Origin of the sequence: Alkalicoccus daliensis, from assembly GCF_900103955.1 — a bacterium.
Lineage (GTDB): Bacteria > Bacillota > Bacilli > Bacillales > Salisediminibacteriaceae > Alkalicoccus > Alkalicoccus daliensis.
In genome coordinates this window covers 97,028-120,964 of sequence record NZ_FNIL01000008.1, presented here as the reverse complement: position 1 = coordinate 120,964, position 23,937 = coordinate 97,028, and the positions used below count along the sequence as shown (strand labels likewise).

Below are 23,937 nucleotides of genomic sequence, written 5' to 3'. Positions count from 1 at the left end.
AGCACAGGAAAAATCCCCCTCCAAACCGCCTCACTCCCGGTCAGAAGCGACTACCTCGCTCAGTGAAGGTCAGTGAAAGTCAGTGCATGTCAGTGAGCTTTTTTCACATTTTTGTGGTTTTTCAGTATTTAATAAAGAATCCATAGTAAAAAGCTTCCCCCGGGAGGGAAGCTTTTGTATATGAAACATTAAAATCCTGCAGTCCATCCGGCATCAGCAGTTACAACTGTACCATTTACAAAGCTGGCATCATCGGAAGCAAGAAAGAGTGCTACTTTTGCCACCTCTTCTGCTTCTCCAGCTCTCGGCACAAGCCCGTGAGTTTTTCCAGCACGCCCCATGCCGAATTCACTGATATCTTTCATTGATGCACTGATGTTGGTATTCACAGCACCTGGTGCAATCGCGTTACAGCGGATGCCTTTTTCAGCGTACATAAATCCAGTGTTCTTAGTAAAGCCGACAACTGCATGCTTCGAAGCTACGTAGGCAGCTCCCGCATGTGCCCCATTCATTCCGCCGGTGGAAGCAATATTGATAATGACACCTTTTTCTTTTTCCAGAAATACTTTCAATGCTTTTCTAGTCGACATCATTACACTTTTCGTATTCACGTCAAATACCATATCCCACTTTTCATCAGTTATATCCCCTGCCGCTTCAAAGCCATCCATGATGCCAGCATTGTTTACCAGGATATCAAGTGTGCCGTATTGACTTACCGCTAAATCAATCATCGCTTCTACTTCGGAAACATCCGCGACATTCGTTTTGCAGCCAACTGCTTTCCCTCCATTGGAAGAAATAATTTCTGCAGTTTCTTTTGCACCTTCCTCATTAAGATCTGCTACTATTACATTTGCTCCTTCTGCTGCAAACATTTCGGCAATAGCCTTTCCCATTCCTGACGCTGCCCCTGTCACCACTGCTGTTTTTCCTGCTAATTTCATGACATCCACTCCCCTGGTCCATTATTTGAAATCGCTTACATAACTTAAGTTTATTTCACCCTTATATAAGTATCAATCACCAATAATCTCCTTCATGTTGGAAAATCCACACTCTGATGTACAATTGTTGTTTAGTTCAAAAGATTGTAACCCCTCTGCGGAGGAGATTTCCTTTTTTAATCCATTTATTATTTACAGGAAAGTACTTTATCAAATCAATTTCGTAAGTTTTCCCATAGAAGTCCTGTTTGCTGTTATACTTCCTGCAAATGCTTTTTTGGAGGCTTGCTTTCCACTGATAAATACAGTTCGCAGCTTCCTTTATCCTTCTCGCCTCGGATTCACATGAGGCACTCTGCGGGAAATATTTTTATTGCAATGAAAAGATTTGTTTTATTAATCTTAATCAGTGGAAAATAACTTATAACGTCTCTTACAGATCGGAAAGGAGTAAAGTTTATGGCACTTACGGAGGAAGAACACAAAGCACAGCAGAAAACAATGGCAAACTGTGTCGGGCGCATGCTGAGGGATTCTTTTGGTAAAGGGCCGGAATCTGCATTTACGAAGCTTGGGGACAGCTACGTCATCATCTTATTAAAAGGATTTTTATCCCCTATGGAGAAAATTATTCTCGAAGAGCAAGGTCCCGATGCCCTCCACGCTCTCCGGGAAAGTATGATGTCACAGATCACCCAAAAAATTCAGTTCGAAGCAGAAAAAATTACTGGCAATACATTTAATGAATTCTTTTTTGACTGGAACATCAATAATCGTTCCGGTGTGCTGGTCGGCTTAAAACCCCAGGCATACAAAAATGCAAAAAAAGAAGAAGAAGATATGGAACACGATTTCCCTTATAAAAAAGAGCTGGAAGAAAAATTTTCACAGTTGAGTGCGATTGCAGAACGAACCCCGGACCGCATCACTTCTATAAAAGTTGACAGAAGAACGATTCTGATGGTCCGGGAAGGAATTCTTGTCGATATTGAGAAAAAGCTGATTGAAATGGGAGAAGGCCGCTCACTGAAAGTAGCGAAGCGGGATGTAGAAAAGAAATTATTTAATAAGAAAGATTTAATAAGGAATATTTTAAAAGTGAACATCCAGGAGATTTTCGTTGACTGGAATTTCAGAGATGACAAAAGTACGATTGTGATTGTCAGCGACCCTGCTGAACCGCTGAAATAATCAAATGGGATTGTTTACTCAGAAACAGCTTCATATAGGAGAGATTGCATTTTTATCCAACGTTCATTAAAAAACTGCCTTCATGTTTCCCACATCTCAGAATATTTCCCAGCAGTTAGCCGTAAAAGTGTATCTAATTGTATTTTTCTGCTGCCTTTCGCTTATAATTAATATAGAATTGTACTTTATTAAAGAGAGAACAGTGGGGATTGTATGGGAGGCGAGTTATTATGAGTGAAGACCGACGTATACTCAAATCAAAAAAAGCTTTAAAAGAAAGCTTAATTGCACTGATGAAGCAGCGATCGATAAAACAAATCACCATCACCTCTCTTGCAGCTCATGCAGACGTGAACCGCAGTACTTTTTATCAGCATTATTCTTCCATTGACGATTTATTCCAGAAGCTGACGGAAGACGTAATGGAAGATTTGATCCGTGCTTACAGAGAGCCTTACATTGGGTCGGACCGAATTATTTTTAGTGAACTGAGTGCCACTTCCATTAAAATATTTGAACATATTTACTCCTATGCAGATTTTTATTCAGTGATCCTCGATACTGCTATTTTTACAGGCTTTCAGGAGAGGATCTGTTCGCTGATCAAGCAGCTGACGCTTCATGAACTTATGGAAGATTCTCCACAAGATATTAATGCAGAGCTCTACGCAAGCTACCATGCTCATGCGATTACGGGACTGATTGTTTCCTGGGTTTCCGAAGGCTTTAAGTTTACCCCTGAATATATGAATGAGCAATTGATTAAAATTTTAAATTTTCATCCCGGCAGTTCCAAAGTCAGGCTGGAAGAGTCCTGATATAAAGATACTGTAAAAGAAGCCTCAAAAATTGCAGGCTTCTTTTTTGTTTGTGAAATCAGCAAAAAGTTAATATAAAGTCCAGCCTAGACGGTTAGTGCGTTAATATAAAAGGTTTTCATGATAGTATAGCCGGTTCGGAGTAAAATATAGCCGGGTTTCATTAAAGTATAGCGGGTTTTTATGTTAGTATAGCCGGTTCGGATGTCAGTATAAGCGATTCGGAGTAAAATAGCCGGCGCGACAGTAAAATAAGCGGGCACGAACCTTAGTTACCTGCTCTATTTTGCACTTCCTATGGGAATGGGTTTAGTTGAAGCAGGTAATATGCTCTTCGGGTTGGTGTTGCAGTACATCCGGGGGAAAGTTCAACAGCGGGACCTTTCATTTCAGCATAGCCGGTTCGGAGTAAAATATGGGCGGGTTTCATTAAAGTATAGCGGGTTCGGATGTCAGTATAAGCGTTTTGGAGTAAAATAGGCCTCGTGACAGTAAAATAAGCAGGCACGAACCTTAGTTACCTGTTCTACTTTGCATTTTCTATAGGGAGCGGTTTTAAATGAAGCAGGTAACATGCTTTTCGGGTTGGTGTTGCAGTACATCCGAGAGGAGAGTTCAGCAGCGGAGAATTTCATTTCAACATAGCCGGTTCGGAGTTAAATATAGGCGGGTTTCATTAAAGTATAGCGAGTTTTTATGTCAGTATAGCGGGTTTGGATGTTAATATAAGCGATTCGGAGTAAAATAGCGGGCGCGACAGTAAAATAGCGCGCCCTCCCCCACTCCACTTATTCCGCACAAAAAAAGACATTCCGGCGGTTCCGGAATGTCTTTCTATTTCGTATATGAACTTACAGACGCTTTGCACCCATGTAAGTTTTGCTCCAGTAAGGGTTGCTCAGGCTGGAGATTGTTACGCCTGTAGAAGAACCGGAGTGAATGAACTGGTTGCCGCCGATGTAGATTCCCGCGTGGGATGGGCCGGAACGAGTTTCAAAGAACACCAGGTCGCCTGTAGACGGGCTGGATACGCTGGATCCTGCACTCCACATTTGAGAAACTGTACGTGGGATACTCTTGCCGTTTTGTGCAAATGCATACTGAATGAAGCCGCTGCAGTCAAATCCGCGTGGAGAAGTTCCTCCCCATACATATGGGCTGCCAACAAGGCTTCTTGCAGTGGAAATAACACCGCTGTTGCTGCTTGTTGTGCTTGTCCCTGCTACTGCAGTTGAGTTCGAGCTGCTCGTGCTTGTGCTGGAAGAAGCCGTGCTTGTAGAACCAGAAGAAGATAGTCCCAGAGAGCTTAATGTTGCCGGTCCTGCGACACCGAAGAAGTTACCAGCCGGGCTGGAAATACCAGTGGAACGCTGGTACGACTGAACCGAACGAAGTGTCATTGGTCCGAATACGCCGTCGACGTTGGAAGCGCTGTTGTGTCCTTTAGAAGCTAATGTCTGCTGCAGCTCTGTTACGCTTGCGCCGCGGTCTCCCATTTTTACTGTTGCTTCCGAAACTGTTGGTGCGACTAATAATGCCCCTGCAAGTGCGATACTCATGACTAGCTTTTTCATTATGTAATCTCTCCCTTTTCTTTGTATGTTTTTATTTAAAGTTTTATATTTTTTGTTTTTTCTCTTGCTTGCATGTTTAATACTAATGGAGAGCGGGTATAAAAAGATACCCTTTTTCGAAACTGTAATATAACTCTAACGCACTGTAAAACTCCCGTAATATACAGACAATTAAGGTAATGTGCCAAAAAACGACAAAAACTACTCTATCGATAGTCTCAAAAACCCTTAAAAACCTTTAGTCTTTCTACCTGCATCTCTTTTTTGTCCAAATAAAAAACAGGCACTTCAATTCGCTCGAAGTGCCTGTTTATATTACTGAAATATTACAGACGCTTTGCACCCATGTAAGTTTTGCTCCAGTAAGGGTTGCTCAGGCTGGAGATTGTTACCCCTGTAGAAGAACCGGAGTGAATGAACTGGTTGCCGCCGATGTAGATTCCCGCGTGGGATGGGCCGGAACGAGTTTCAAAGAACACCAGGTCGCCTGTAGACGGGCTGGATACGCTGGATCCTGCACTCCACATTTGAGAAACTGTACGTGGGATACTCTTGCCGTTTTGTGCAAATGCATACTGAATGAAGCCGCTGCAGTCAAATCCGCGTGGAGAAGTTCCTCCCCATACATATGGGCTGCCTGTCAGGCTTTTTGCTGTAGAAATAACACCACTGTTGCTGCTTGTTGTGCTTGTTCCTGCTACTGCAGTAGAAGTACTTGTGCTGCTTGTTGAACCAGAAGAAGACAGTCCAAGAGAACCTAATGTTGCCGGTCCTGCAACTCCGAAGAAGTTACCAGCCGGGCTGGAAATACCAGTAGAGCGCTGGTAAGACTGTACTGCGTTTAAAGTCATTGGACCGAATACGCCGTCTACATTGGAAGAACTGTTATGTCCTTTTGAAGCTAATGTCTGCTGAAGTTCTGTTACGTCGCTTCCGCGGTCTCCCATTTTTACTGTTGCTTCCGAAACTGTTGGTGCGACTAATAATGCCCCTGCAAGTGCGATACTCATCATAAATTTTTTCATGTATATTCTCTCCCCATCATTTTTGTTTTTGTTTGTTAAAAATATAATTTCTATATAATCAATAAGTGAATTTTTTTGTTTGTTTTTTTCAACAGGTTTAATACTAGTCTAAACCGGGTATAAAAATAAACCCCTTTTTTGGAATGTAATAGAACTCTAATCACTTGTAATATTCTTGTAATATATTATTTTCGAATAAATATTTACTCTTTTTCTCTAAATGATCCTTTTCAGATACTGCCATATCAGACTTTATAGTGAAATTTACAAGGTGAATATAGAAGATTAATAACTATTTTTTTCAGGGCAGCAGCTTTGAATTTTACCAAAAATCTTTTTCTTATATTTTATGTACAATTGGATTTTCAGAGATATACAACGTCCGTATTATTTAAAAATCTATCTGGAACATATAAACTTCATTAATTAAGAAGCGGTACCGTCCTTCACTTAAGATATTGTTTCCACTAACAATGAAGACTCCAGTATAAATTCTTGCACGCTGCTGGTTCTTTGTCTGCTCTCTCTTACGTTACAGCGCAATGTTTATTTCATCTTTCATGGTGTAAACAGCCGCGTGTTGTTTTAAGAAAGCTGCGCATGCAGCAGTATATTAAACATAAAAAAACTGGCCGCTGATAAGGCCAGTTTTTTTAGTTTATCTTGTTTTGCGCATCGTCTGATGGTAATGCTTCGATATTTCATAGACAGCATCTGCTGCCTGAGGGTAATATCCCAGCTTTCTTATAAAGGCGTGGGCCATCCCTTTGTATTCAATATGACGAACTGGAACTTCCGCTTCCATTAGCTGTGCAGAAAATTCCTCCCCCTGAAGCCGGAGAAAATCAAACTCCGCTGTTATCATTGTCAGTGGCGGCAGTGACCGTTTTTCCTGACGCAGCAGAGGTGAAACTAAAGGCAGCATCACGTCTTCCAGGTTTGTCAGATATATCGATTGAATAAACGATAGAGATTCTCTCGTAGTAATTAATTCCTGCCGGATCAATTCCTGATCTTTCGCTAAGTTGTAATGTTCAATATTCCAGGAGCTCTTGGAAACCTCAGAAAAATCAACGAGAGGACATAATAACCCTATATATTGAATATCCCAGGCTTCTTCTTTACTTAAATGGTGCACTCCGAGAGCCAGGTTTCCGCCCACACTGTCTCCGACTAAACTGATCTGTTTTGCATCCACCGACAGTTCCTCTGCGTTTTCATATACGTAGCGCAGACTTTCCAGACAATCATCAATCCCGTCCTGATAAGGGTGCTCAGGTGCAAGACGGTATTCAGGTGCGATGACTACTGCTTCCGCTTCCTGCGCAAGAAGTTTACAGATATTACTCATTACTTTTAAATCTAACTCAAAGAACCCTCCGCCATGAAAAAAAATAATTACAGGCTTCTTTTCTTTTGTGCGGTTATATATTCTTACCTTCATCGTATGATCAGTTAAATACACTTTTTCCGTTTCCATTCGGATACCTTTACTTAAGTCCTTGGTATGTTCTTCTGTTCGGCTTCTTATTTCTTCCAAACCATCAATTTCAAGCGGCCGGCGAAAGTTAGGATTTTCCTCATTTATAAGAAATTCTTTTACTCTCGGATCTAACCCCCCTTTGCCTTCGAAAAAAGGTATTTCCTTACTGATTATTTCCAGTCTTCCTTTATTGGATAAGGTAACTTTTTCTTTTAATCGCTGCCCTAACTGTTTCTGTTCCTCATTCATTCTTCCAGAGACCTCCTTTAAAACCCGGACTTCCTGTGAAAACAGATCTGATCGAAACAAAACTAATACAGTTCCCTCCAAACGTAAGTTTCTCTCTTGTTCATTTCTATACCCATTTTCGATAAAAGCTAGTGCTTCCAGGCTGATTCCTTTTCTCATTTTTCAGTAATTTTTCCCTTCAGGAGATCCAGATCATATTTCACTGGGCTGCCTAGTAAATATTTCCTGAAATAAAGATACATGTGTAATACTTGATTGATTTCTTCAAAAAAAGGGAAGGCTTTTTAATGAAGGAAGGTATTTACAATATAAGTATTTTCAATGTTTCTATATATTTATTTCACCTGAGTAAAACAGAATATGAAAGGAGTTATTCAAATGAGCATTTTTAATTTTTCCAAGAAGTTTTCTAACTCTGAAAAATCAAATGCACCGAAACGTAATGATAAATACAATCTGGCAATGAAAGAATTTGAGAGTAATAAATACAGTGACGATGAAAAAGCAAAAGATTATCTTCAAATTGCTTATGAGGCATCGAATGGACACCCATTAGACCGTCATTACTGGTATAATGCCGCTATTGACTACTATTATAATTTAAGCAGAACTGAAGGATATAAAGCCTTGGAAAAATGTAAAGAGCTTTGTAAGGAAAGTATTGAGTTTACACCGGAAGCACTGGACGCTTTTAAAGAGGAATATCATGGAGAGTCTCTTTTAGACTTTATTCCCCCGAATGTTCCCGCGTTCAAGCGTCTTGCAGTCATTTACGAAGAGGAAGGGAATTACAGTGATGCGATTGAAGTCTGTGAAGAAGCAATAGCTCTTGGGTTAAGAGATGGGACCCCCGGAGGTTTTGAAGCAAGAAAGCAGAAGCTCGAGGAAAAGAGAATGTCCAATTAACCTTCAAGATTAAAAAACGCCTCCCCCGACTGGGAAGAGGCGCTTTATAAAATGTTTACAACGCAAGAAACTATTTTGAAGCTTTCCTGTGTAACACTATGGTATCTCCTTTATCTTATTCAAAAAAATTATTTTAATGATAGAAAGCTGTGTCAAGCTGCCTTTCGGACAATTTTGTTGTGTGAGGGAAGGCTGTGGATGATCATGCCGGCAATAATAAGCATCAGCCCTCCTATCGCTGAACCGCTTGGCAAGGGAGTTGCCAGCAGCACTATTTCTCCGAGAAGCACGAATATTACCGTCATGGACTGCGTAGCCTCTACTGCTGCAAGTCTGCCGATATCTCCCCGGACGCTGTTGGTAGCAATAAAAAAAAGAGAAGTGGCGATGACCCCTGAACAAATGCCCACGATAAGCGTCTGCAGGAGCTGGCTTCCTGAAGGCGGACCTGCCTGAATAAATCCTGCCGTACTGATGATCAGCCACAAAGGCAGGCTGCAGATGATCATGCCAAGTATGCGCTGAAAAGTATTTAATCTTTCCCCGCATACCTCCATCATTTTACGATTTCCCAACGGATAAGCGAAAGCTGCAATCACAACCGGGAGCACTCCTGCACTGAGCATATGTAATGATATTCCTTCCGCCTGCTGAAATTGAATAAGCAGAACCCCGCTGAAAATCATTAAAGAAATAAACAAGGCCTTTCCGGGAATTTTATGCCGTATCTTCATTTGCCCCTCTGGAGTGTCAGCTATATGAAAAAAGAATGGACTCAGCAGCACACCAGCTACGATCGTCAGCTGCCAGGTTCCGGCAATCAGCCACCCCGGCCCGTATGCCGCCGCGTATGTCAGCGGTGCATAGAAAAGACCGAATCCTACCGTACTCCAGAGCATCCACGTATAGGGGCGCTTCGCTATTTCCACAAACACTTGTTTTAGATTTTTACTGAACAATAGAATAAGCAGTAAAAAAGGAATCATAAAATAAAACCGCAGGGAAGAACTCCACATCCAGCTTCCCCCATCGAGCTCCATGGCTCTGTTTAAAATAAATGTCACTGCAAAAAACATGGAAGCTGCAATTCCAATACCTATTTCTTTCACCTTTCCTCACCTCATATTCAAAATATACGTATTAAAAGGCATTGAAAGGTGCCGAACTGTTTGTACAGAAGCTTATTTTTTATTCCCTCAGCTTCTCTTACATAGGAAAACCTGACATTCCAGCCTTTTCTAATTTCATATGTTTGTTTGAATCCAGACTTTCATTTCGCCTCTTCCCCTGTTTGCCCATGAAAAATAGGGAATAAACGTTAAAGGCATTGTTTGCGGCGGAATTGTTTCCTGAGCTTTATACAGCTTCTCTCCCCAATGATCCGCCGGTTTTTTATTTCCTTCTCCAGTAATTATCTTTAGTCCCCGGAAATGTTCACTGCCTTCTTTAATATTAAAACTTTGACTGGACTGGAGAAAAATATTATGCAGATTGGCTCCATTGTCGGCTTCTTCCAGACAATACACTACAGGTCCCCGCTGTACTGCAGTTTTTCCCGCAGCATGCCGGACCCGGGGATGCGCCTGCATCAGCATAATTGGAAGCGACAGCTGAAGCCTTATTTTGTCCCCCGGCTTCCATTTTCTACTCAGCAGGATATATCCACTTTCTTCCGGCATCGGCAGTGCTTGTGCCTGATCATTAATAAACAATTCCACTTCTTCACTCCAGGCAGGAACGCGGAGCGCAAGCGCAAATACAGCCTCTGCTTCCGGCGTTACCGTAATCTCTACATTGCCATCCCACGGATAGTTTGTTTGCTGCGAGAGCAAAACTTCTTTATTATTCAGGGTTATTTTTGCATCACTGCTGATATACAGGTGGGTGTAAATCGTTTCTTCCATTACAGTATAAATATACTGCCCTAAGGAAGCAATCAGCCTAGCCACGTTCGGCGGACAGCAGGCACAGGTAAGCCATCCCTGCCTCACAGGAGCAACATGATCGTATCTGCGGCTTTCTTCTGCGGCCTGCGGCTCTACCTCCAAAGGGTTTACATAGAAAAATTCTTTCCCGTCCATCGACATACCCGCAAGCACCGTATTATAGAGGGCCCGCTCCAGCACATCTGCATATTCTCTGTCAGGCTCTATCTGAAGCATTCTGTTTGCAAAAAAGATTAAGCCGATCGAGGCGCATGTTTCTGCATAGGCAGTATCGTTCGGAAGATCATAATCAATCGTAAAAGATTCTCCGTAACTTTGAGATCCGACAGCACCTGTAATATACATCTGTCTGTCTACAACATTCCTCCACAGTCTTCTGCACGCTGCAAGCAATTTTTCGTCCTTGTATTTATCAGCAACGTGGGCCATGCCGGTGCACATATAAGCAAACCGTACAGCATGTCCGGCCGCTTCTTTCTGCTCTGTCACCAGTGCATGCGCCTGGCTGTAGGACTTGTCTTCAATCATCATTTTTCCGGGGAAGTGATGGCTTCCATTTCTTTTTTCTGCCTCTATATCATAAAAATGCGGCTGCTTCCCGCGTTCCAACAGGAAAAACCGGCTCAGCTGCAAATACTTTTCATCCAACGTCACTTCATATAATTTTACGAGTGCCAGTTCAATCTCCTGATGCCCGTCATATCCTTGTGTCTGTCCTTCCTCCGGCCCGAACACTTCATAAATGTGATCTGCAAACTTTACAGCCACCTGAAGCAGCTTTGTTTTTCCAGTGGCCTGATAATAAGCAGCTCCAGCCTCTATCATATGACCTGCACAGTACAATTCATGACACTCACATAAATTCGTCCACTCCCTGCCCGGCTCTTTCAAAATAAAATAAGTATTTAAATATCCATCTTCACGCTGGGCGTTGGATATAATTTCAATGACCTCATCTGCACGCTGTTCAAGTTCTGCGTCTTCCTCTCTTGCCAGCAGGTAACCCACGGCCTCCAGCCATTTAGCCACATCACTGTCCTGAAACACCATCCCGTGAAATTCACCCTTTTCCATCCCTGCAGCAATCTTAAAATTTCTAATGGCGTGACTTGGCTCAATATCAGGTATATTGTCATTTAACGCATCCCACTGATAAGGAACAACTTCCTTTCTCACAAGTTCAATATAGTCTGCCCAAAAGCTGCCATTAATATATACATTTTTCAACGGAATCGTTTTTACCATTTCACGGTCATGCTTCATTCTGCACCGCTCCTTTAAAAATATATGAAAATGCGCTTTCGTATCATTTCCCTTCGCTCGGCAATTTCCTATAGAAATTCAGGCTGAAAAGTACGGTTAATGAAAGAACCTGCAATATTTTAATAAAATACACTGAGAATATCGTTTCACATGTATATATTATATAGTTCTCGCTTTCAGAGAATTATCCTTCCATTCTTATCCATAAGTTTTTTCCAGCATAATTTTTATAGAGTTTCTCTTATTCCTGTTTAATTTTATGAAGATACGGGAGCTTCTGCGTGCCAGCGCCATCGCTCATTGGCTTTATGCATAATTTGGAAAACATTTTATTTATGGTTTCGAAATACTTATTATATGTCAGTAAAATCTATTTATAGTTACTTAGAACGACTTGTTTACCTCTCATTGTGTTATTTATGTAAATTTCCTTTAATTTAGAAAAATAAAGCTACCTTTTTTAAAAATTAAAGCATATAATATACTAGAAATTAACAATTACATATTCTAGGAGGAGCGACTTTGAAAAAATTTATCATCTTGTTATTAGTATCAGCAATTTTATTTGCAGGAATTCCCCTTTCTGCATCTGCAGCCCCTGCAGGAAAAGATTTAACTGCGTATTTGGAGAAAATATCCTGGATACAGCCGGAGCTGGAAGAGCACCTTGATTTTTATGATTTGAAGCTGAAGGATTTCGAGGATGTGGAGGATCTTCGTTCTTTCCTGGGCCCGGTACTTTCCCCAAATAGATTTGCGGTGATTCTGGAAGACTATGAACTTACAGAAGAAGAAGCACTGCAGCTCCTTCGCGATAATGGAGAACTGGAAGAAGGACAGTCAGTATTCGACGCATATAAATTCGCTGACGATCTTGATTATGACCTTTACTTTTATTCACTTACTCCAGTAACTGATGAAGCAATGGAAGAGCTGCTGAAAGAATTCAACTTAACCTACAAAGAATTAGAAGCGCTTTTTGCAGAGTATGATGATGACTTGTCTTACTATGAACATATGGAAGATTTGTATTGGATGACGGAACTTTATTTAAGCGGAGACTATGAAATGTATGAGGATTTCATGGATATTGATGAATTATTTGCTGCTATCGGCTTAACAGAAGAGGAACTTGACCGTCTGATTGAGCACTTTATGGAGCTGGATATTGAAAACGATGCTTTCTGGGAAAAACTTGAGGAGCTTTCCTACCGCATGATGGCATTTGAAGAGTTTGATTATGCTTCTGAAGTTACACCGGAAATGATTGCCGAGCTGCTTGATATTTTCACAGAGCTTCTAGACCTTTTCCAAATGGATGCTTCCTTCTATTTAATTAAAGGAGAGGAAAAGAAAGAAATCAATCTTGCTGCACTCGTGTCAATGACTACTACTGATGGATATGATCTATTAATTGAACTTTATAATAAAGAGGGAGATTTCCTTGCTGATATCCTGCTTACTGGGGATATGTTCGGCTCTGAACTGATTCAGGATACAGGAAAAGATCTTAAGGAAATGGAAGAAGTTGTGGAGACAGCAGTGAAAGAAGTAACTACTGTTAAAGCTGCACCTGCTGCTCCTGCTGCTGTATCAAAAGAAGCAGTAGTTACTACTACTGAACGCGGAGGCAGACTGCCTGATACAGCGACAAACAGTGTGAATGGCCTGCTCGCGGGGCTGTTCGTCATGATGCTTGGAGCTGTGTTGTACCGCAGAGCCCGAGTCAGTGCCAATGAAACTCGTTAAATCACGAAAATTTCTGCTCGTCGCTGCTATCCTGCTTCTCAGCGGCGGGCTCTGGTTTTCCACTACCAACGCTTACACATTTGCAAAAGGTTATATGCTGTATAAAACAGGCAGCGCAGAAACAATTTCATTTTTGGCAGCACCGGAGAAAACTGCATCGGGAAGAATGCTGGGACAGCTCCCTGCAATCGAAGAAACTGCAGCTGCTTCTGCTCTGGAAACGACAGAAGGACCGGATGCTCCACTTTACAGTGCACAGCCTGAAAAAGGCGATCTCATCGGCGAATTATCTATTCCGAAACTGGATGCAGTGCTTCCTATATATCATGGCACAGAGGAAGAAGAGCTGGAGCTTGGCGTAGGCCACTACGCAGGAAGCGTCCTGCCCGGCCTGCCGGATAACAGTGTGCTTTCCGGACACCGTGATACTGTCTTCCGGGAACTGGGAGAGGTAGGGGAAAATGATCTGCTGATTGTTACTACCGCTGCCGGAGAATTTGAATATAAGGTAAAGCGGGTGCGGATTGTGGATAAGGAGGATCGGACAGTAATTGTGCCCAAACCAAAAGCAACGCTTACTGTCTCCACCTGCTATCCTTTCTCCTATGTTGGCAATGCACCGGACAGATATGTACTCGTGGCGGAACTAAAAAGTCAAAAACTTTTTTAAAGGAACTCTTCTTTTCATAAAAAAATCGTCTGCTCCTTTATGGAGGCAGGCGATTTTTTACGTATTCTCTTCTTCACTGGATAAGATATCATGCAGAAATTTTTCCCGGTGCTGCAGAAAATATTTTGTGATTTGATAATGATCTGTGTCCTCATAAGCAGTTTTTTGAATTTTTCCATGGTCGAAACTGAAAATCTCTGCGCCGGGGCATCCGAGAAGAATGGGAGAATGGGACGCAATGATAAACTGGCTGTTTTTTTCTGCGGCCAGCTCATACATGATTTTTAAAAAGGAAAGCTGCCGCTGGGGGGATAATGCTGCTTCCGGTTCGTCCAGCAGATAAATTGCATTGCCTTTGAAACGATTTACAAAAAGCGATAAAAAAGATTCTCCGTGCGACTGCGCGTGTAAAGACTGTCCGCCGTAAGCAGCTCTCGCTCCCACTTCATCTACATGCGAAGCAAACTGATGAAAAGACTCCGCCCGCAAAAAAAAGCCATTTGTCACTTTCGGCATCCAGGAGAGCCTGATGAAATCTCCCAGCGCAGCATCCGAAGCATCTGTGTCATAGTAATTATTACGGCCGCCGCCTGCAGTATTAAATTCACATTTATCAGCGACAGCTTCCAGCAGGGTAGATTTTCCGGAACCATTTTCCCCGACTAAAAATGTGATCGGAACATTTATCTCCAGTTCGTCCAGACTCTTTATAGAAGGAATTGAAAAAGGATACTGATGATAAGAAGGCACCTGTTCTTTTAACAGTGTAATTTTCTTAAGAAACATTGTTCCCTTCCTTTCTGCCCTGGATAATAAAAACGGCTTCTTTATTGAATCAATTTATGATACAAATCAGATGATATTGAAATTAGAATAATAGAATGATGAAATTGATTCTATTATGAAAGCTCTGCTTCGTTTTTAATAATCTCCAGGCATTCTTTTGTCGCCTGGGCTAAATCATCGTTATACACGGTATAATCAAATTTATCTTTGAGCTGCAGTTCATATTCAATCCGCTGCATTCGTTTCATAATGTCGGCTTCTTTATCTCCTCTGTTCCGCATTCTTTCCAGTACATCTTCAGGATTGGTAGGCTGAATGAATATTAATGCTGCCTGCGGAAAACGCTCCTTAAATTTTACCGCTCCATTCACATCAATATCTTTCACGATTGTTTTTCCTTCTTTAAATGCGAGTTCATAGGAAGATAAGGGAGTGCCGTACAAATTGCCGTGGACTTCTTCATATTCAATAAAGTCGTTTTTCGCTACCATATGCTGAAACTGTTCCATCGATACAAATTGATAAGGATTTCCCTGGGCTTCTCCCTCCCGCTTATTTCTGGTCGTATAGGAAGGAATATACGTAAGCGACGATTCTATTTCAAGCAGGTTGTTGATTATTGCGTTTTTTCCTGCGCCTGCGAACCCACTCAGGATAAAGATTTTTTTCATATATGATCACCTTTCTTGAGAAAATATTTTGTATCAGCGTTATGTACAATAGCTGCTGCTTTCATGTGTTAAAACTGCTCCATAGTAAACTTTATCTGTTTTCACTGGTGAACTCAATTATTTGTTTGAGTTTTTTCCAGGCCTGCCCTGAAAAAAATTAATTATCAGCATAGCTGTTATGAAAAAAGTTTTATGAATAACCTCTGGAGTATTAGTATGGAATTCTCCCAAAAATAATATCCCTCCTTTTCCTGATTAAAGAAAAGAAGGGATATTAAATAGGAAAGATTAATAGCTTAAGCCTGTACCAAATGGATAAAGCACACCATTTTCATGATCCGGGATGGTTACCGGCAGTGCACCTGTAGGATTATTTTCTCCAAAAATTACAGAGGCCGTTGCTGCAAAGCTTGCATCCCGGAATCCGTATTGAGTAAGATAGCCATCCACATCCTGGTAGCCCATAATGTCATAGGGATTGCGTATCCCTACACCAATTACATCTTCTTTCAGGTCCAGAATCTGATGAAATACCTGCATGGCTGCATTTTCCGGAGATCTTCCTGCCACATTAAAGGTGTAGGAACCAATAATGACCTGGCCGGCCTCCTCAATTAATTCCTGCTGGGAAGAAGTAAGTGCAGTTTGGCCGCTGGAAAGTGTGATAGTCGTCACGTTTTCATGATAATTTTGAAGAGCTCCTGCTAAGCTGCCGATAAATGAAGTGCCGACCACTACAATTTCCTCGTCGCTTTCCATGCTTATTGGCAGTACATCTTCATTTTTAACCATTGTAATTGATCTGTCTGCTATCTCCTGTTCTACTGCTTTATGCGCTTCTGCACCTATCACCTGCAGAGCATTTTCGGCTTTCTCCTCCTGATTTAAAGTCTCCTCTGTTTTAAAAATACCCCGCTCCATTTTTAAGGTGAGGATGCGTTTTACAGATTGATCAATTTCTTCCTGCTGTATTTCTCCGCTGGAAAGAGCTTCACGGACGCCGGAGAAGACTTCTTCTAACCCTACCGGCATTAAGATAATATCTGCGCCTGCATTAATAGCACGGATCGAAGCATCAACTGGCCCAAAATGATCTGTGATCGCATTCATATTCATCGCGTCTGTCATTACTACTCCCTCATATCCCATTTCGTCCCGCATTAAATCCGTTAACACAGTCCGGGAAAGTGTGGCTGGAATAGAAATTTCGGTGCCGTCTTTTTGGGAAATTGCTTTACTTCCATCAATCTGCGGGAAGGTTACATGTGCCGTCATAATTGCATCAATTCCATGATCCATTGCCTGCTGGAAGGGATAGAGCTCCACTTCTTTCAATCTTTCCATATCATGAGGAACTTCCGGCAGTCCCAGGTGGGAATCCACTGCTGTATCTCCATGTCCCGGAAAGTGTTTTGCTGTAGCTGCCACACCATTCTGCTGGAGGCCGGCAATGTAATTCATCCCCATTTCAGCAACAAGATCCGGATCTTCTCCAAAGGAGCGGACTCCAATTACCGGGTTGTCAGGATTATTGTTTACATCGACTACGGGAGCCAGATTCGTATTTATACCAAGCGCTGACAACTCCGCACCTATGACATCTCCCGCCATTTCAGCAAGCGCCGGAGAGCGGGTGGCACCAAGCGCCATATTTCCCGGCAGATGGGTGCCTGTCTGCAGTCTTGTCACGATTCCACCCTCCTGGTCAATCGTAACCAGCAGGCCGAACTTTTCCGCCGCTTCCTGATAATCGTCCACCAATCTGCTCGTCTGCTCTGTCTCTACTACATTTTCTGCAAATAATATAACTCCTCCCAGATGATATTCCTCTACGAGATCTTCTATCTCCGGAAGCATCTCGGTTACTTCCTCACCCTCAAAGTGACGGAAATCAGGCATCATCATCTGCCCGATCTTTTCATCTTCGGATAAAGAGGCAAGTGCCCGATCAACAACTTGATATCTTTCTCCACTTTCTTTTTTCACTTCGATACTATTAGGCGGCTTACCCTTCCCTGTTTTCTTAGAGGCATCTGCTTTCATCTGCAGGCCAATACGATCTGTATGTTCTCCATTTGTTACGGTAATAAAAGTTTTACCCCGCTGCCCTGAAAATGTCACTTCCCCGTTTTCATTCACAGCTGCCACATTTTGATTGGAAGATTTCCATTCCAGTTCCTCTGTTGCTTCTGTATAGTGTCCCTCTTCATGAATCTGCAGTGTCCGAAGATCAATGCCTTCTTCTGTCAATTCCGCTTCCACTTCCGGTATGTTCTGATAAAGTACTAAATCCTCTGAACCCTGCGTGCCTTCTGCAAAAGCAGGCTGTGCAGCAGCGAATACGGGGGACAGAAACAGTACGGAAGCAAGCAGACTTTTTTTGAATTTCATATATTTTCTCCTCTCCTGAGTAAGTAAAAACCGCTGGGAAAATAAAGCTGTTTTCAATGAAGATCATTCTTATTGCCGTCCACTCTCGGTGAAGGCCAGTTCTCGACTAATATGGACGAAGCAGAGCTTCGTCCATATGCATTCTCAAACTGCTGTGATTTCTGAGCGCCCTGCCTTTCGCTTTACAGCAGTTTAAATTTCAGCAACTATGGAGCAGAAATCTTTCGTGTACGCAGAACCGAAGAGATTATTCAGCTTAATTTTTACCAGGAGGGTTATTTCCTCTTCCTGGATGATCCTTACTTCCGGGGGATCGGCCTTTTGTATGCTCCTCATAAAGTAGATATTCCTCTCTTACTTCATGGAAATCTTCCAGTCCATCCTGCCAGGAGTCGGTAATTTCTTCTGCTGACATGCCGCTTAGAATCTGCTGACGCGTATCACCGTTGCCGATCAGATTATCGAAGAAATTGTTGCTTAGAAATTCAAAGTCCTCCGGGTATAACTCCTGTAAGGTGACTAATAAATGAATTCCGGTTTCTATCGGCTGGAATGCTTCGTAGTCGTCAATGTGTATCTGCACCCCGTTGCTCAGCTGACCTGCATGTTTAGAAAACGCAGGAGTAAAAGAAGCAGCACGGAAAGTAACACCTTGCAGATTCAGCGCATTCATGGCCGCTGCTAATTCTGTGGAATCAATGAAAGGGGCACCAACAAGTTCAAACGGCTTTGTGGTCCCTCTTCCTTCAGAAAGATTGGTACCTTCAATTAACGCAGCACCTGGATACACGTAGGCTGTATCAAGAGTTGGCATATTAGGAGACTGGAGTACCCAGTGCAGCGGCGTATCGTCATAGTTCATCCAGCGCTCCCATCCGTCCATTTCTACTACAGATAAATCCGCCTGAATATCAAATTCTTCATTAAAAAGCAGTGCCAGTTCTCCAACTGTCATCCCGTGGCGAAGGGGAATTGGATACATTCCTACAAAAGATTCAAACTCCGGCTCCAATACCGGCCCCTCCACCTTATCTCCACCAATAGGATTTGGACGGTCGAGCACAACTACCGGGATATCATTTTCTTCTGCTGCTTCCATTACATAAGCCATTGTATAAATGTATGTGTAAAAACGTGTGCCTACATCCTGAATATCAAATAACAGCACTTCTATGTCTTCCAGCATTTCTGCAGTTGGTTTCCTTGTAGCACCGTATAAACTGTAAACCGGCAGTTCTGTGCGTTCATCAATATAAAATTCAACATAATCTCCTGCCTGTGCATCGCCCCGCACCCCATGTTCCGGCCCGTACAATGCAGTTAAATCGACTTCGGGATGCTCAAATAATATATCCACAATACTCGTTAACTCCTGATCAACGCCCGTAGGATTAGTAACAAGACCTACTTGTTTTCCTCTGATTAAATCAATTTCTTCTTCAAGTAAATTATCAATTCCGAGTGAAAAAGCCTGGTCCTTTTTACCGTTTCCTGACTGTCCTGCGAATGCTGTTGTCACAAACGACATAAGTAACAGGAGTGCTAAGCAAAGTAATAATGTTTTTTTCATATCTGATGAAACCTCCCTGGAATTTTATCTCTTACCCCGGCAGCTCCGTCCTCCTTTCTTTTTATTCCGTCATTATATTTCAGCAATAAAATTAATTACTAAAATATTATTTCATATATAAACTTACCATATCGATATTTTGATTCAATAGCCCATTAGGTTTAAATATTCAAAATATAATAAATATTGCCTTCTCTTCCTGACATCTCCGGGTTAATTTTGAATATCGCTTTAAATTTCAGAGGAGTTCACAAGAAAAAAGTCCTGATTAAATTTGAGAATTGATAATTTTATTTTTAATGGGAAACTGTTTTAAAGAAAAGTCTTAGGTCATTATAATCCTGTAAACTTTAATGATGGAGCCAATTTCATAAATACATTTTCAAAAAAATTGACGAACTTTCATTGACATTAAACATTTAATGTTCTTTTTTAATTAGTGCTCCGAAGTGACAGACGGTGACTCCCGGAGGATCAGCGCAGTCTGAAGATCCAATAGGACGAAAGTTTTTTATCGTCCTATTCAGTTGAAGACAAGCCCTCGGGAAAGCATCCGTCTATAACGAAGCAACCTTCTATTATTCGTTTTAAATTAACTGATTTTGTATTGTGAAATGGGCTCGATTAATTGAATTTTATTTGCATTACTTTCTTTTATTTATTAACTACCGTATTTACAACTACTGCTATTTTTATGTTACAGTAGTAACTTATTACATTTTTAGGAGGAATTAAGGTGAAGAAAACAACGATTATACTATCACTTAGTACTTTAGCGGTGCTTGCAGCATGCGGAAACGAATCTGTTAATAATGAAAATACTGCAGAAGCTGATAACGCAGCGGAAGAATCAGGGGAAAATACTCCTGATGCAGAAAACGAAGCCGATGAACCGGCAGCGGAAAATACGGAAGAGACTAACATGGAAACAGAAGAAACAGAAAATAACAGCGAAGCAGAAGGAAATGAAGAAGAAGCTGCTGAGGAAATAGCAGAGGATGGATGGGAAACGGAAGTAGGAGAGACGATCGAAAACGAAGGCGGTACCTTCACTTTACATGCAAGGCAGGACGAAATCGATACAGTAGAAACAGGTCCTGTAGTAATGGAGATTACACAGGTGAATGCAGCTTCCGGAGAATTAGCTCCTGACTTAGCAGAAATGATGGAAACTGAAGAATTGGATTACATACAAATGGATGTGGAAGTAGAAAATACTGCAGATGAGGATATTACTTTTTATGCAAGCCAGGCTACTATTTCCACCTCTACCGGTGAGCAGCTGGAACAGGATTTATGGCTGTCTGATCATATCGATGGTGAATTGATGGCCGGAACTTCTCACAGCGGCAGCTTTTTCTTTGTTCTTGAAAATTCTCAGGCGGAAGAAGTAGAAAGTCTTCGTGCTGTTTGGAGCGCTCCGCATGATGAGGATTGGGAAGATCTCGGAGAAGAAGTTGATATTGAAATTGAATTTTAATTGAATTTTTTATAACAGCGGCAGCCTGAAGATCAGAGAAATAATTAACTAAGCTGATAAAAGAAGTCCTTCCAGGACTTTTTTTACAGGCTGCTGAAAAATGTGTTTTTTCTGTATGAGTATACGATTCTAACCTTTTCTTTCGAAGGTATAGAGGTAACTCTCGCAGCTAACCTGCCTCCTTAAAAGGATCTTCCTCCTTCCCAAAGGTGTCGGCCTTCTGTGGCTGCAGTGCAGAAAAAAACGATTGGATCTTAAACAGGAACTCCACTATTAGCGCAGCTTTTTCAATAAAACACCTTTTCTCCTTAGCGTCCGGCAGCCACAGCGGGATACAAGCGCAGTCCTATACTTTTTTCTGATTAAATTGAAAAGGTACTTTATGCTACACTTAGGAGCGGAAGGAGTGAAAAAATGAACTTTGTAAAGCCGCTGTTATGGATTAATCTGCTCGGAAGTCTCGGAGCGCTGCTCGTTTATGCTTTTACTTTTAATACATTTAATTACAGAGATGATTTTCTCGTTCTGGCAGGTTTGTTTGCAGCAGTAAGTGCCTTAGGCCTGCTGTTATTGAAAACCTCGAATCAGTCATAGCTGTTACTCGGTTTAATGATAAAAGGAAGATTCCTGGGACCAGAAACCTTCCTTTTTTGCTATTTCCATACTTAATTATTCATCTTTAATCCAGGTATTAATTTTTCCGGAGGAAGCGGCTTACTGAAGTAATAGCCCTGCCCGTTCTCACATAATTCCTCTTTTAAATACTTAAGCTGACTTTTTTCTTCAATCCCCTCGGCTATCACCCCCATATTTAACTTTTTTGCTAAAGAAATAATAGTAGAAGTAATCGCCCTTCCGCTGCCTCCCTCTGCAATATCATTAATAAAACTTCGGTCTATTTTCACTCGGTCAAAAGAAAATTGCCGTAAATAGCTTAATGATGTATACCCTGTACCAAAATCATCAATAGATAAAGAAATTCCCATTGCCTTTAATTTTCTTAAACTTTCCTGGATATTGGCTGTGTCTTCCAAAAGAATACTTTCTGTTATCTCCAGTTCCAGCCACTCAGGAGCCAGGTCTGTTTTCTCTAATGTTTCTTTTACCATATCTATAAAGTCCGGATGCTGCAGCTGAATAGTGGAAATATTTACACATACTTTAAAGGGTTCGTAACCTTCTTTCTGCCAGGATTTAATCTGCGAACATGCCGTTTGGAGCACCCAATTTCCTATAGAAACGATTTGCCCGCTTTCTTCTGAAATAGGTATGAATGTATCCGGAGGCACCATTCCCAGATGCGGATGCTGCCATCGGATCAACGCTTCTATTGCTTCTAATTTTCCCGTATTCAGGTTTTTAACAGGCTGATAATGAAGCACAAACTCACCGTTTGCAACAGCAGTTTTTAAATCATTTTCCAGTGTCAGTTTATAAACCGTTTTATTATCCAGTTCGTCTGAATACAGTTTGTAATTATTTTTCCCTAATTTTTTTGCGTAATACATAGCCATATCTGCCTGCTTAATCAGCTCATCACTGCAGGCCTGTTTCCCGCAGTAAACCGAGACTCCAATACTCACGGTGACGCTGATCGAGTGTCCCAGCACCTGGAAGGGCGCTGCCATTACGTGATTCAAATTTTTAGCAAGTGCAAGTGCTTCTTGTTCCTCAGTGCCCGGCAGTAATACTGCAAATTCATCTCCCGCAAAGCGGCCGATAATTCCATCCGGCTGCACATTCTCTGCCAGCCTTTGTGCTACAAGCTTTAAAAACTCGTCTCCCATATGATGACCTAAAGAATCGTTTATAAACTTGAATCGGTCCAGATCAAGGAATAATACTGCAAGCTGCTGATTTGCAGTTTTGGATGCAGCAAGCGCCTCATGGAGTGTTTCTTCAAATAATTTTCTGTTTGGCAGTTTTGTTAATGCATCGTAATAAATAAGCTCTTCCATCATTTTTCTATGCTCTATCTTTTCTGTAATGTCTTTTGCGATGCCGTAAATTCCAATGATTTCTCCATTCTGGTGCATTGGAACTTTGGTGATTTCAATCTGCTTTCGCGCTCCGTTCTTTTGGATGATAGAGATTTCATGAAAGTTGGTGATGCCCTGTGCTGCCTGCTGAAAATATTCAATCGAAATGGAAAGATCTTCTTCTGCTACAATCGGTAGAAACGACATCTGCATCAGCTCTTCTCTTGAATATCCGGTAAGGGTTTCACAGCTGTCGTTCGCTCCAGTGAAATTTCCTTCCAGATCAAATACAAAGATGGAATCCGGATTGTTATCGAACAGTGATTTGAATCGTTCTTCACTTTCCTTCAGCAGCAGATCGGCCTCTACTTTCGTGGTTACATCATAGACAGTGCCCATCACCAGTTCTTTCCCGTGCCGCTTTATTTTCATCGAATGAATTTCAATGTGGCAGATTTCCCCGCTTCTTTTAAAAAACCGAATCTGATAACGGACTTCTGCATCTGCTGGATCCCGACCAAGTTTTTTTATGACGAACGGTAAATCTTCCGGATGCACAAGATCCTGTAAAGTGACTTTTCCTGAAATCAGCTCTTCTGCAGTATATCCGCTCAGTATACAGAAATAGTTATTCACATAAGAAAACCTGCCATCTTCAATCAGATACATACTTGCAGAAGACTCCTGTACCATTACATCAAACATTTCTTTATAAAATTGATCATCCTGTGAGGCTTCAAAATTCTTTATCATGTATTCGCTCCTGTCCTTGTTTAATTTTTACAACTTAAACTGCGAATTTGTAAGTCTTTTTTCATGTTAATTGCTGTGATTAGTTTTATTTTACCTAATCTGCAAGAAAAAAGCACCATTTATATCATGACAAAAGAATTACAAAAAGGCTTTTCATAAATATTCTATACTTACGAAAAGCCAGGCTGTTGAAAAATATTATTTCTGTATAGGTATGCGTTTCGGCGGGAACTCTCTCAGCGAACCTGACTTTCTTAAAAGAGGAGCATGGCTTCACGCAGCCAAAACACTGGCTGGTTTTGCGCATGCTTACTTTATCTTTCCGGCAACACACTTGGGAAGATATAAGAATCGTTCTTCATCCTCCCGGAGTCAACTCTTCTGCGGCTGCAGCTGAAAAAACAGGATTATATTTTATACAGCGTCTCCAGTACAAGCGCAGCCTGTGATCCTTTTTTCTGCCCAAGGGCAGGAGAAAGAGTT

Annotated in this window: 18 protein-coding genes; 7 read left to right on the top strand and 11 right to left on the bottom strand. The window is 41.6% G+C overall.

Annotation, left to right across the window (positions count from 1 at the left end; all coding sequences use genetic code 11):
• Nucleotides 1–188: 188 nt before the first annotated feature.
• The gene (locus tag BLP92_RS12680) at nt 189–950 is read right to left on the bottom strand and encodes an SDR family oxidoreductase (RefSeq protein WP_090843328.1); all 762 of its coding nucleotides are present in this window, start codon (nt 948–950) and stop codon (nt 189–191) included.
• Between the two features lie 459 nt (nt 951–1,409).
• Here BLP92_RS12680 and BLP92_RS12675 point away from each other — a divergent pair, with 459 nt between their 5' ends.
• Both BLP92_RS12675 and BLP92_RS12670 read left to right on the top strand, forming a co-directional pair.
• Nucleotides 1,410–2,141 (top strand): Na-translocating system protein MpsC family protein, encoded by a 732-nt coding sequence (locus tag BLP92_RS12675; protein ID WP_090843327.1) that lies wholly within the window; start codon nt 1,410–1,412, stop codon nt 2,139–2,141.
• A 230-nt stretch (nt 2,142–2,371) separates the two neighbouring features.
• Nucleotides 2,372–2,959: a TetR/AcrR family transcriptional regulator gene (locus tag BLP92_RS12670; RefSeq protein WP_090843326.1), complete on the top strand. Its 588-nt coding sequence runs from the start codon at nt 2,372–2,374 to the stop codon at nt 2,957–2,959.
• 851 nt (nt 2,960–3,810) lie between these two features.
• Here the strand turns inward: BLP92_RS12670 and BLP92_RS12665 are convergent.
• From BLP92_RS12665 to BLP92_RS12655, 3 genes are all read right to left on the bottom strand, one after another.
• Nucleotides 3,811–4,533, bottom strand: a complete 723-nt coding sequence (locus BLP92_RS12665) for a C40 family peptidase (protein ID WP_090843325.1) — start codon at nt 4,531–4,533, stop codon at nt 3,811–3,813.
• A 326-nt stretch (nt 4,534–4,859) separates the two neighbouring features.
• The gene (locus tag BLP92_RS12660) at nt 4,860–5,558 is read right to left on the bottom strand and encodes a C40 family peptidase (protein ID WP_090843324.1); all 699 of its coding nucleotides are present in this window, start codon (nt 5,556–5,558) and stop codon (nt 4,860–4,862) included.
• A gap of 658 nt (nt 5,559–6,216) precedes the next feature.
• Nucleotides 6,217–7,290, bottom strand: a complete 1,074-nt coding sequence (locus BLP92_RS12655; RefSeq protein WP_175444284.1) for an alpha/beta hydrolase — start codon at nt 7,288–7,290, stop codon at nt 6,217–6,219.
• 378 nt (nt 7,291–7,668) lie between these two features.
• Between BLP92_RS12655 and BLP92_RS12650 the strand changes: the two genes are divergently transcribed.
• Entirely contained in the window at nt 7,669–8,196 is a 528-nt protein-coding gene (locus tag BLP92_RS12650; protein WP_090843322.1) for a tetratricopeptide repeat protein, read from the top strand.
• Nucleotides 8,197–8,348: 152 nt separating this feature from the next.
• Here BLP92_RS12650 and BLP92_RS12645 read toward each other — a convergent pair whose 3' ends face one another.
• Together BLP92_RS12645 and BLP92_RS12640 are read right to left on the bottom strand one after the other, a co-directional pair.
• On the bottom strand, nt 8,349–9,305 hold the full coding sequence (locus BLP92_RS12645; protein ID WP_090843321.1) for a DMT family transporter: 957 nt from the start codon (nt 9,303–9,305) through the stop codon (nt 8,349–8,351).
• A gap of 135 nt (nt 9,306–9,440) precedes the next feature.
• Nucleotides 9,441–11,405, bottom strand: coding sequence for a glycoside hydrolase family 127 protein (locus BLP92_RS12640; RefSeq protein WP_090843320.1), 1,965 nt, complete (start codon nt 11,403–11,405; stop codon nt 9,441–9,443).
• 522 nt (nt 11,406–11,927) lie between these two features.
• On the opposite strand from BLP92_RS12640, the gene BLP92_RS12635 reads away from it, so the two are divergent.
• On the top strand, nt 11,928–13,154 hold the full coding sequence (locus tag BLP92_RS12635) for a processed acidic surface protein (RefSeq protein ID WP_090843319.1): 1,227 nt from the start codon (nt 11,928–11,930) through the stop codon (nt 13,152–13,154).
• Entirely contained in the window at nt 13,141–13,824 is a 684-nt protein-coding gene (locus BLP92_RS12630; RefSeq protein WP_090843318.1) for a class D sortase, read from the top strand. The genes BLP92_RS12635 and BLP92_RS12630 overlap by 14 nt, the downstream gene beginning before the upstream one ends.
• 57 nt (nt 13,825–13,881) lie before the next feature.
• Here the strand turns inward: BLP92_RS12630 and BLP92_RS12625 are convergent, their stop codons facing one another.
• The 4 genes from BLP92_RS12625 to BLP92_RS12610 form a co-directional block, all read right to left on the bottom strand.
• Nucleotides 13,882–14,610 (bottom strand): AAA family ATPase, encoded by a 729-nt coding sequence (locus BLP92_RS12625; RefSeq protein WP_090843317.1) that lies wholly within the window; start codon nt 14,608–14,610, stop codon nt 13,882–13,884.
• A gap of 113 nt (nt 14,611–14,723) precedes the next feature.
• Complete coding sequence (gene gmk / locus BLP92_RS12620) at nt 14,724–15,281, bottom strand: guanylate kinase (protein ID WP_090843316.1); 558 nt, start codon at nt 15,279–15,281, stop codon at nt 14,724–14,726.
• 288 nt (nt 15,282–15,569) lie between these two features.
• Nucleotides 15,570–17,672: a glycoside hydrolase family 3 protein gene (locus tag BLP92_RS12615; RefSeq protein ID WP_090843315.1), complete on the bottom strand. Its 2,103-nt coding sequence runs from the start codon at nt 17,670–17,672 to the stop codon at nt 15,570–15,572.
• Between the two features lie 256 nt (nt 17,673–17,928).
• Complete coding sequence (locus BLP92_RS12610; protein ID WP_090843314.1) at nt 17,929–19,242, bottom strand: exo-beta-N-acetylmuramidase NamZ family protein; 1,314 nt, start codon at nt 19,240–19,242, stop codon at nt 17,929–17,931.
• A 736-nt stretch (nt 19,243–19,978) separates the two neighbouring features.
• Here BLP92_RS12610 and BLP92_RS12605 point away from each other — a divergent pair.
• A complete protein-coding gene (locus BLP92_RS12605; RefSeq protein WP_090843313.1) occupies nt 19,979–20,722 on the top strand; it encodes a DUF4352 domain-containing protein in 744 nt (247 codons plus the stop codon).
• A gap of 414 nt (nt 20,723–21,136) precedes the next feature.
• A complete protein-coding gene (locus tag BLP92_RS12600) occupies nt 21,137–21,316 on the top strand; it encodes a hypothetical protein (protein WP_090843312.1) in 180 nt (59 codons plus the stop codon).
• Nucleotides 21,317–21,387: 71 nt separating this feature from the next.
• Here the strand turns inward: BLP92_RS12600 and BLP92_RS12595 are convergent, their stop codons facing one another.
• Nucleotides 21,388–23,454, bottom strand: a complete 2,067-nt coding sequence (locus BLP92_RS12595) for a putative bifunctional diguanylate cyclase/phosphodiesterase (protein ID WP_090843311.1) — start codon at nt 23,452–23,454, stop codon at nt 21,388–21,390.
• Between the last annotated feature and the right edge of the window lie 483 nt (nt 23,455–23,937).

Bases quoted from the DNA above. Each gene is read 5' to 3' on its own strand.
- BLP92_RS12630 (WP_090843318.1), top strand. From the start codon at position 13,141: ATGAAACTCGTTAAATCACGAAAATTTCTGCTCGTCGCTGCTATCCTG.
- BLP92_RS12650 (WP_090843322.1), top strand. From the start codon at position 7,669: ATGAGCATTTTTAATTTTTCCAAGAAGTTTTCTAACTCTGAAAAATCA.
- BLP92_RS12655 (WP_175444284.1), bottom strand. From the start codon at position 7,290: ATGAATGAGGAACAGAAACAGTTAGGGCAGCGATTAAAAGAAAAAGTT.
- gmk (WP_090843316.1), bottom strand. From the start codon at position 15,281: ATGAAAAAAATCTTTATCCTGAGTGGGTTCGCAGGCGCAGGAAAAAAC.
- BLP92_RS12610 (WP_090843314.1), bottom strand. From the start codon at position 19,242: ATGAAAAAAACATTATTACTTTGCTTAGCACTCCTGTTACTTATGTCG.
- BLP92_RS12615 (WP_090843315.1), bottom strand. From the start codon at position 17,672: ATGAAATTCAAAAAAAGTCTGCTTGCTTCCGTACTGTTTCTGTCCCCC.
- BLP92_RS12660 (WP_090843324.1), bottom strand. From the start codon at position 5,558: ATGAAAAAATTTATGATGAGTATCGCACTTGCAGGGGCATTATTAGTC.
- BLP92_RS12600 (WP_090843312.1), top strand. From the start codon at position 21,137: ATGAACTTTGTAAAGCCGCTGTTATGGATTAATCTGCTCGGAAGTCTC.
- BLP92_RS12625 (WP_090843317.1), bottom strand. From the start codon at position 14,610: ATGTTTCTTAAGAAAATTACACTGTTAAAAGAACAGGTGCCTTCTTAT.
- BLP92_RS12640 (WP_090843320.1), bottom strand. From the start codon at position 11,405: ATGAAGCATGACCGTGAAATGGTAAAAACGATTCCGTTGAAAAATGTA.
- BLP92_RS12595 (WP_090843311.1), bottom strand. From the start codon at position 23,454: ATGATAAAGAATTTTGAAGCCTCACAGGATGATCAATTTTATAAAGAA.
- BLP92_RS12675 (WP_090843327.1), top strand. From the start codon at position 1,410: ATGGCACTTACGGAGGAAGAACACAAAGCACAGCAGAAAACAATGGCA.
- BLP92_RS12670 (WP_090843326.1), top strand. From the start codon at position 2,372: ATGAGTGAAGACCGACGTATACTCAAATCAAAAAAAGCTTTAAAAGAA.
- BLP92_RS12680 (WP_090843328.1), bottom strand. From the start codon at position 950: ATGAAATTAGCAGGAAAAACAGCAGTGGTGACAGGGGCAGCGTCAGGA.
- BLP92_RS12665 (WP_090843325.1), bottom strand. From the start codon at position 4,533: ATGAAAAAGCTAGTCATGAGTATCGCACTTGCAGGGGCATTATTAGTC.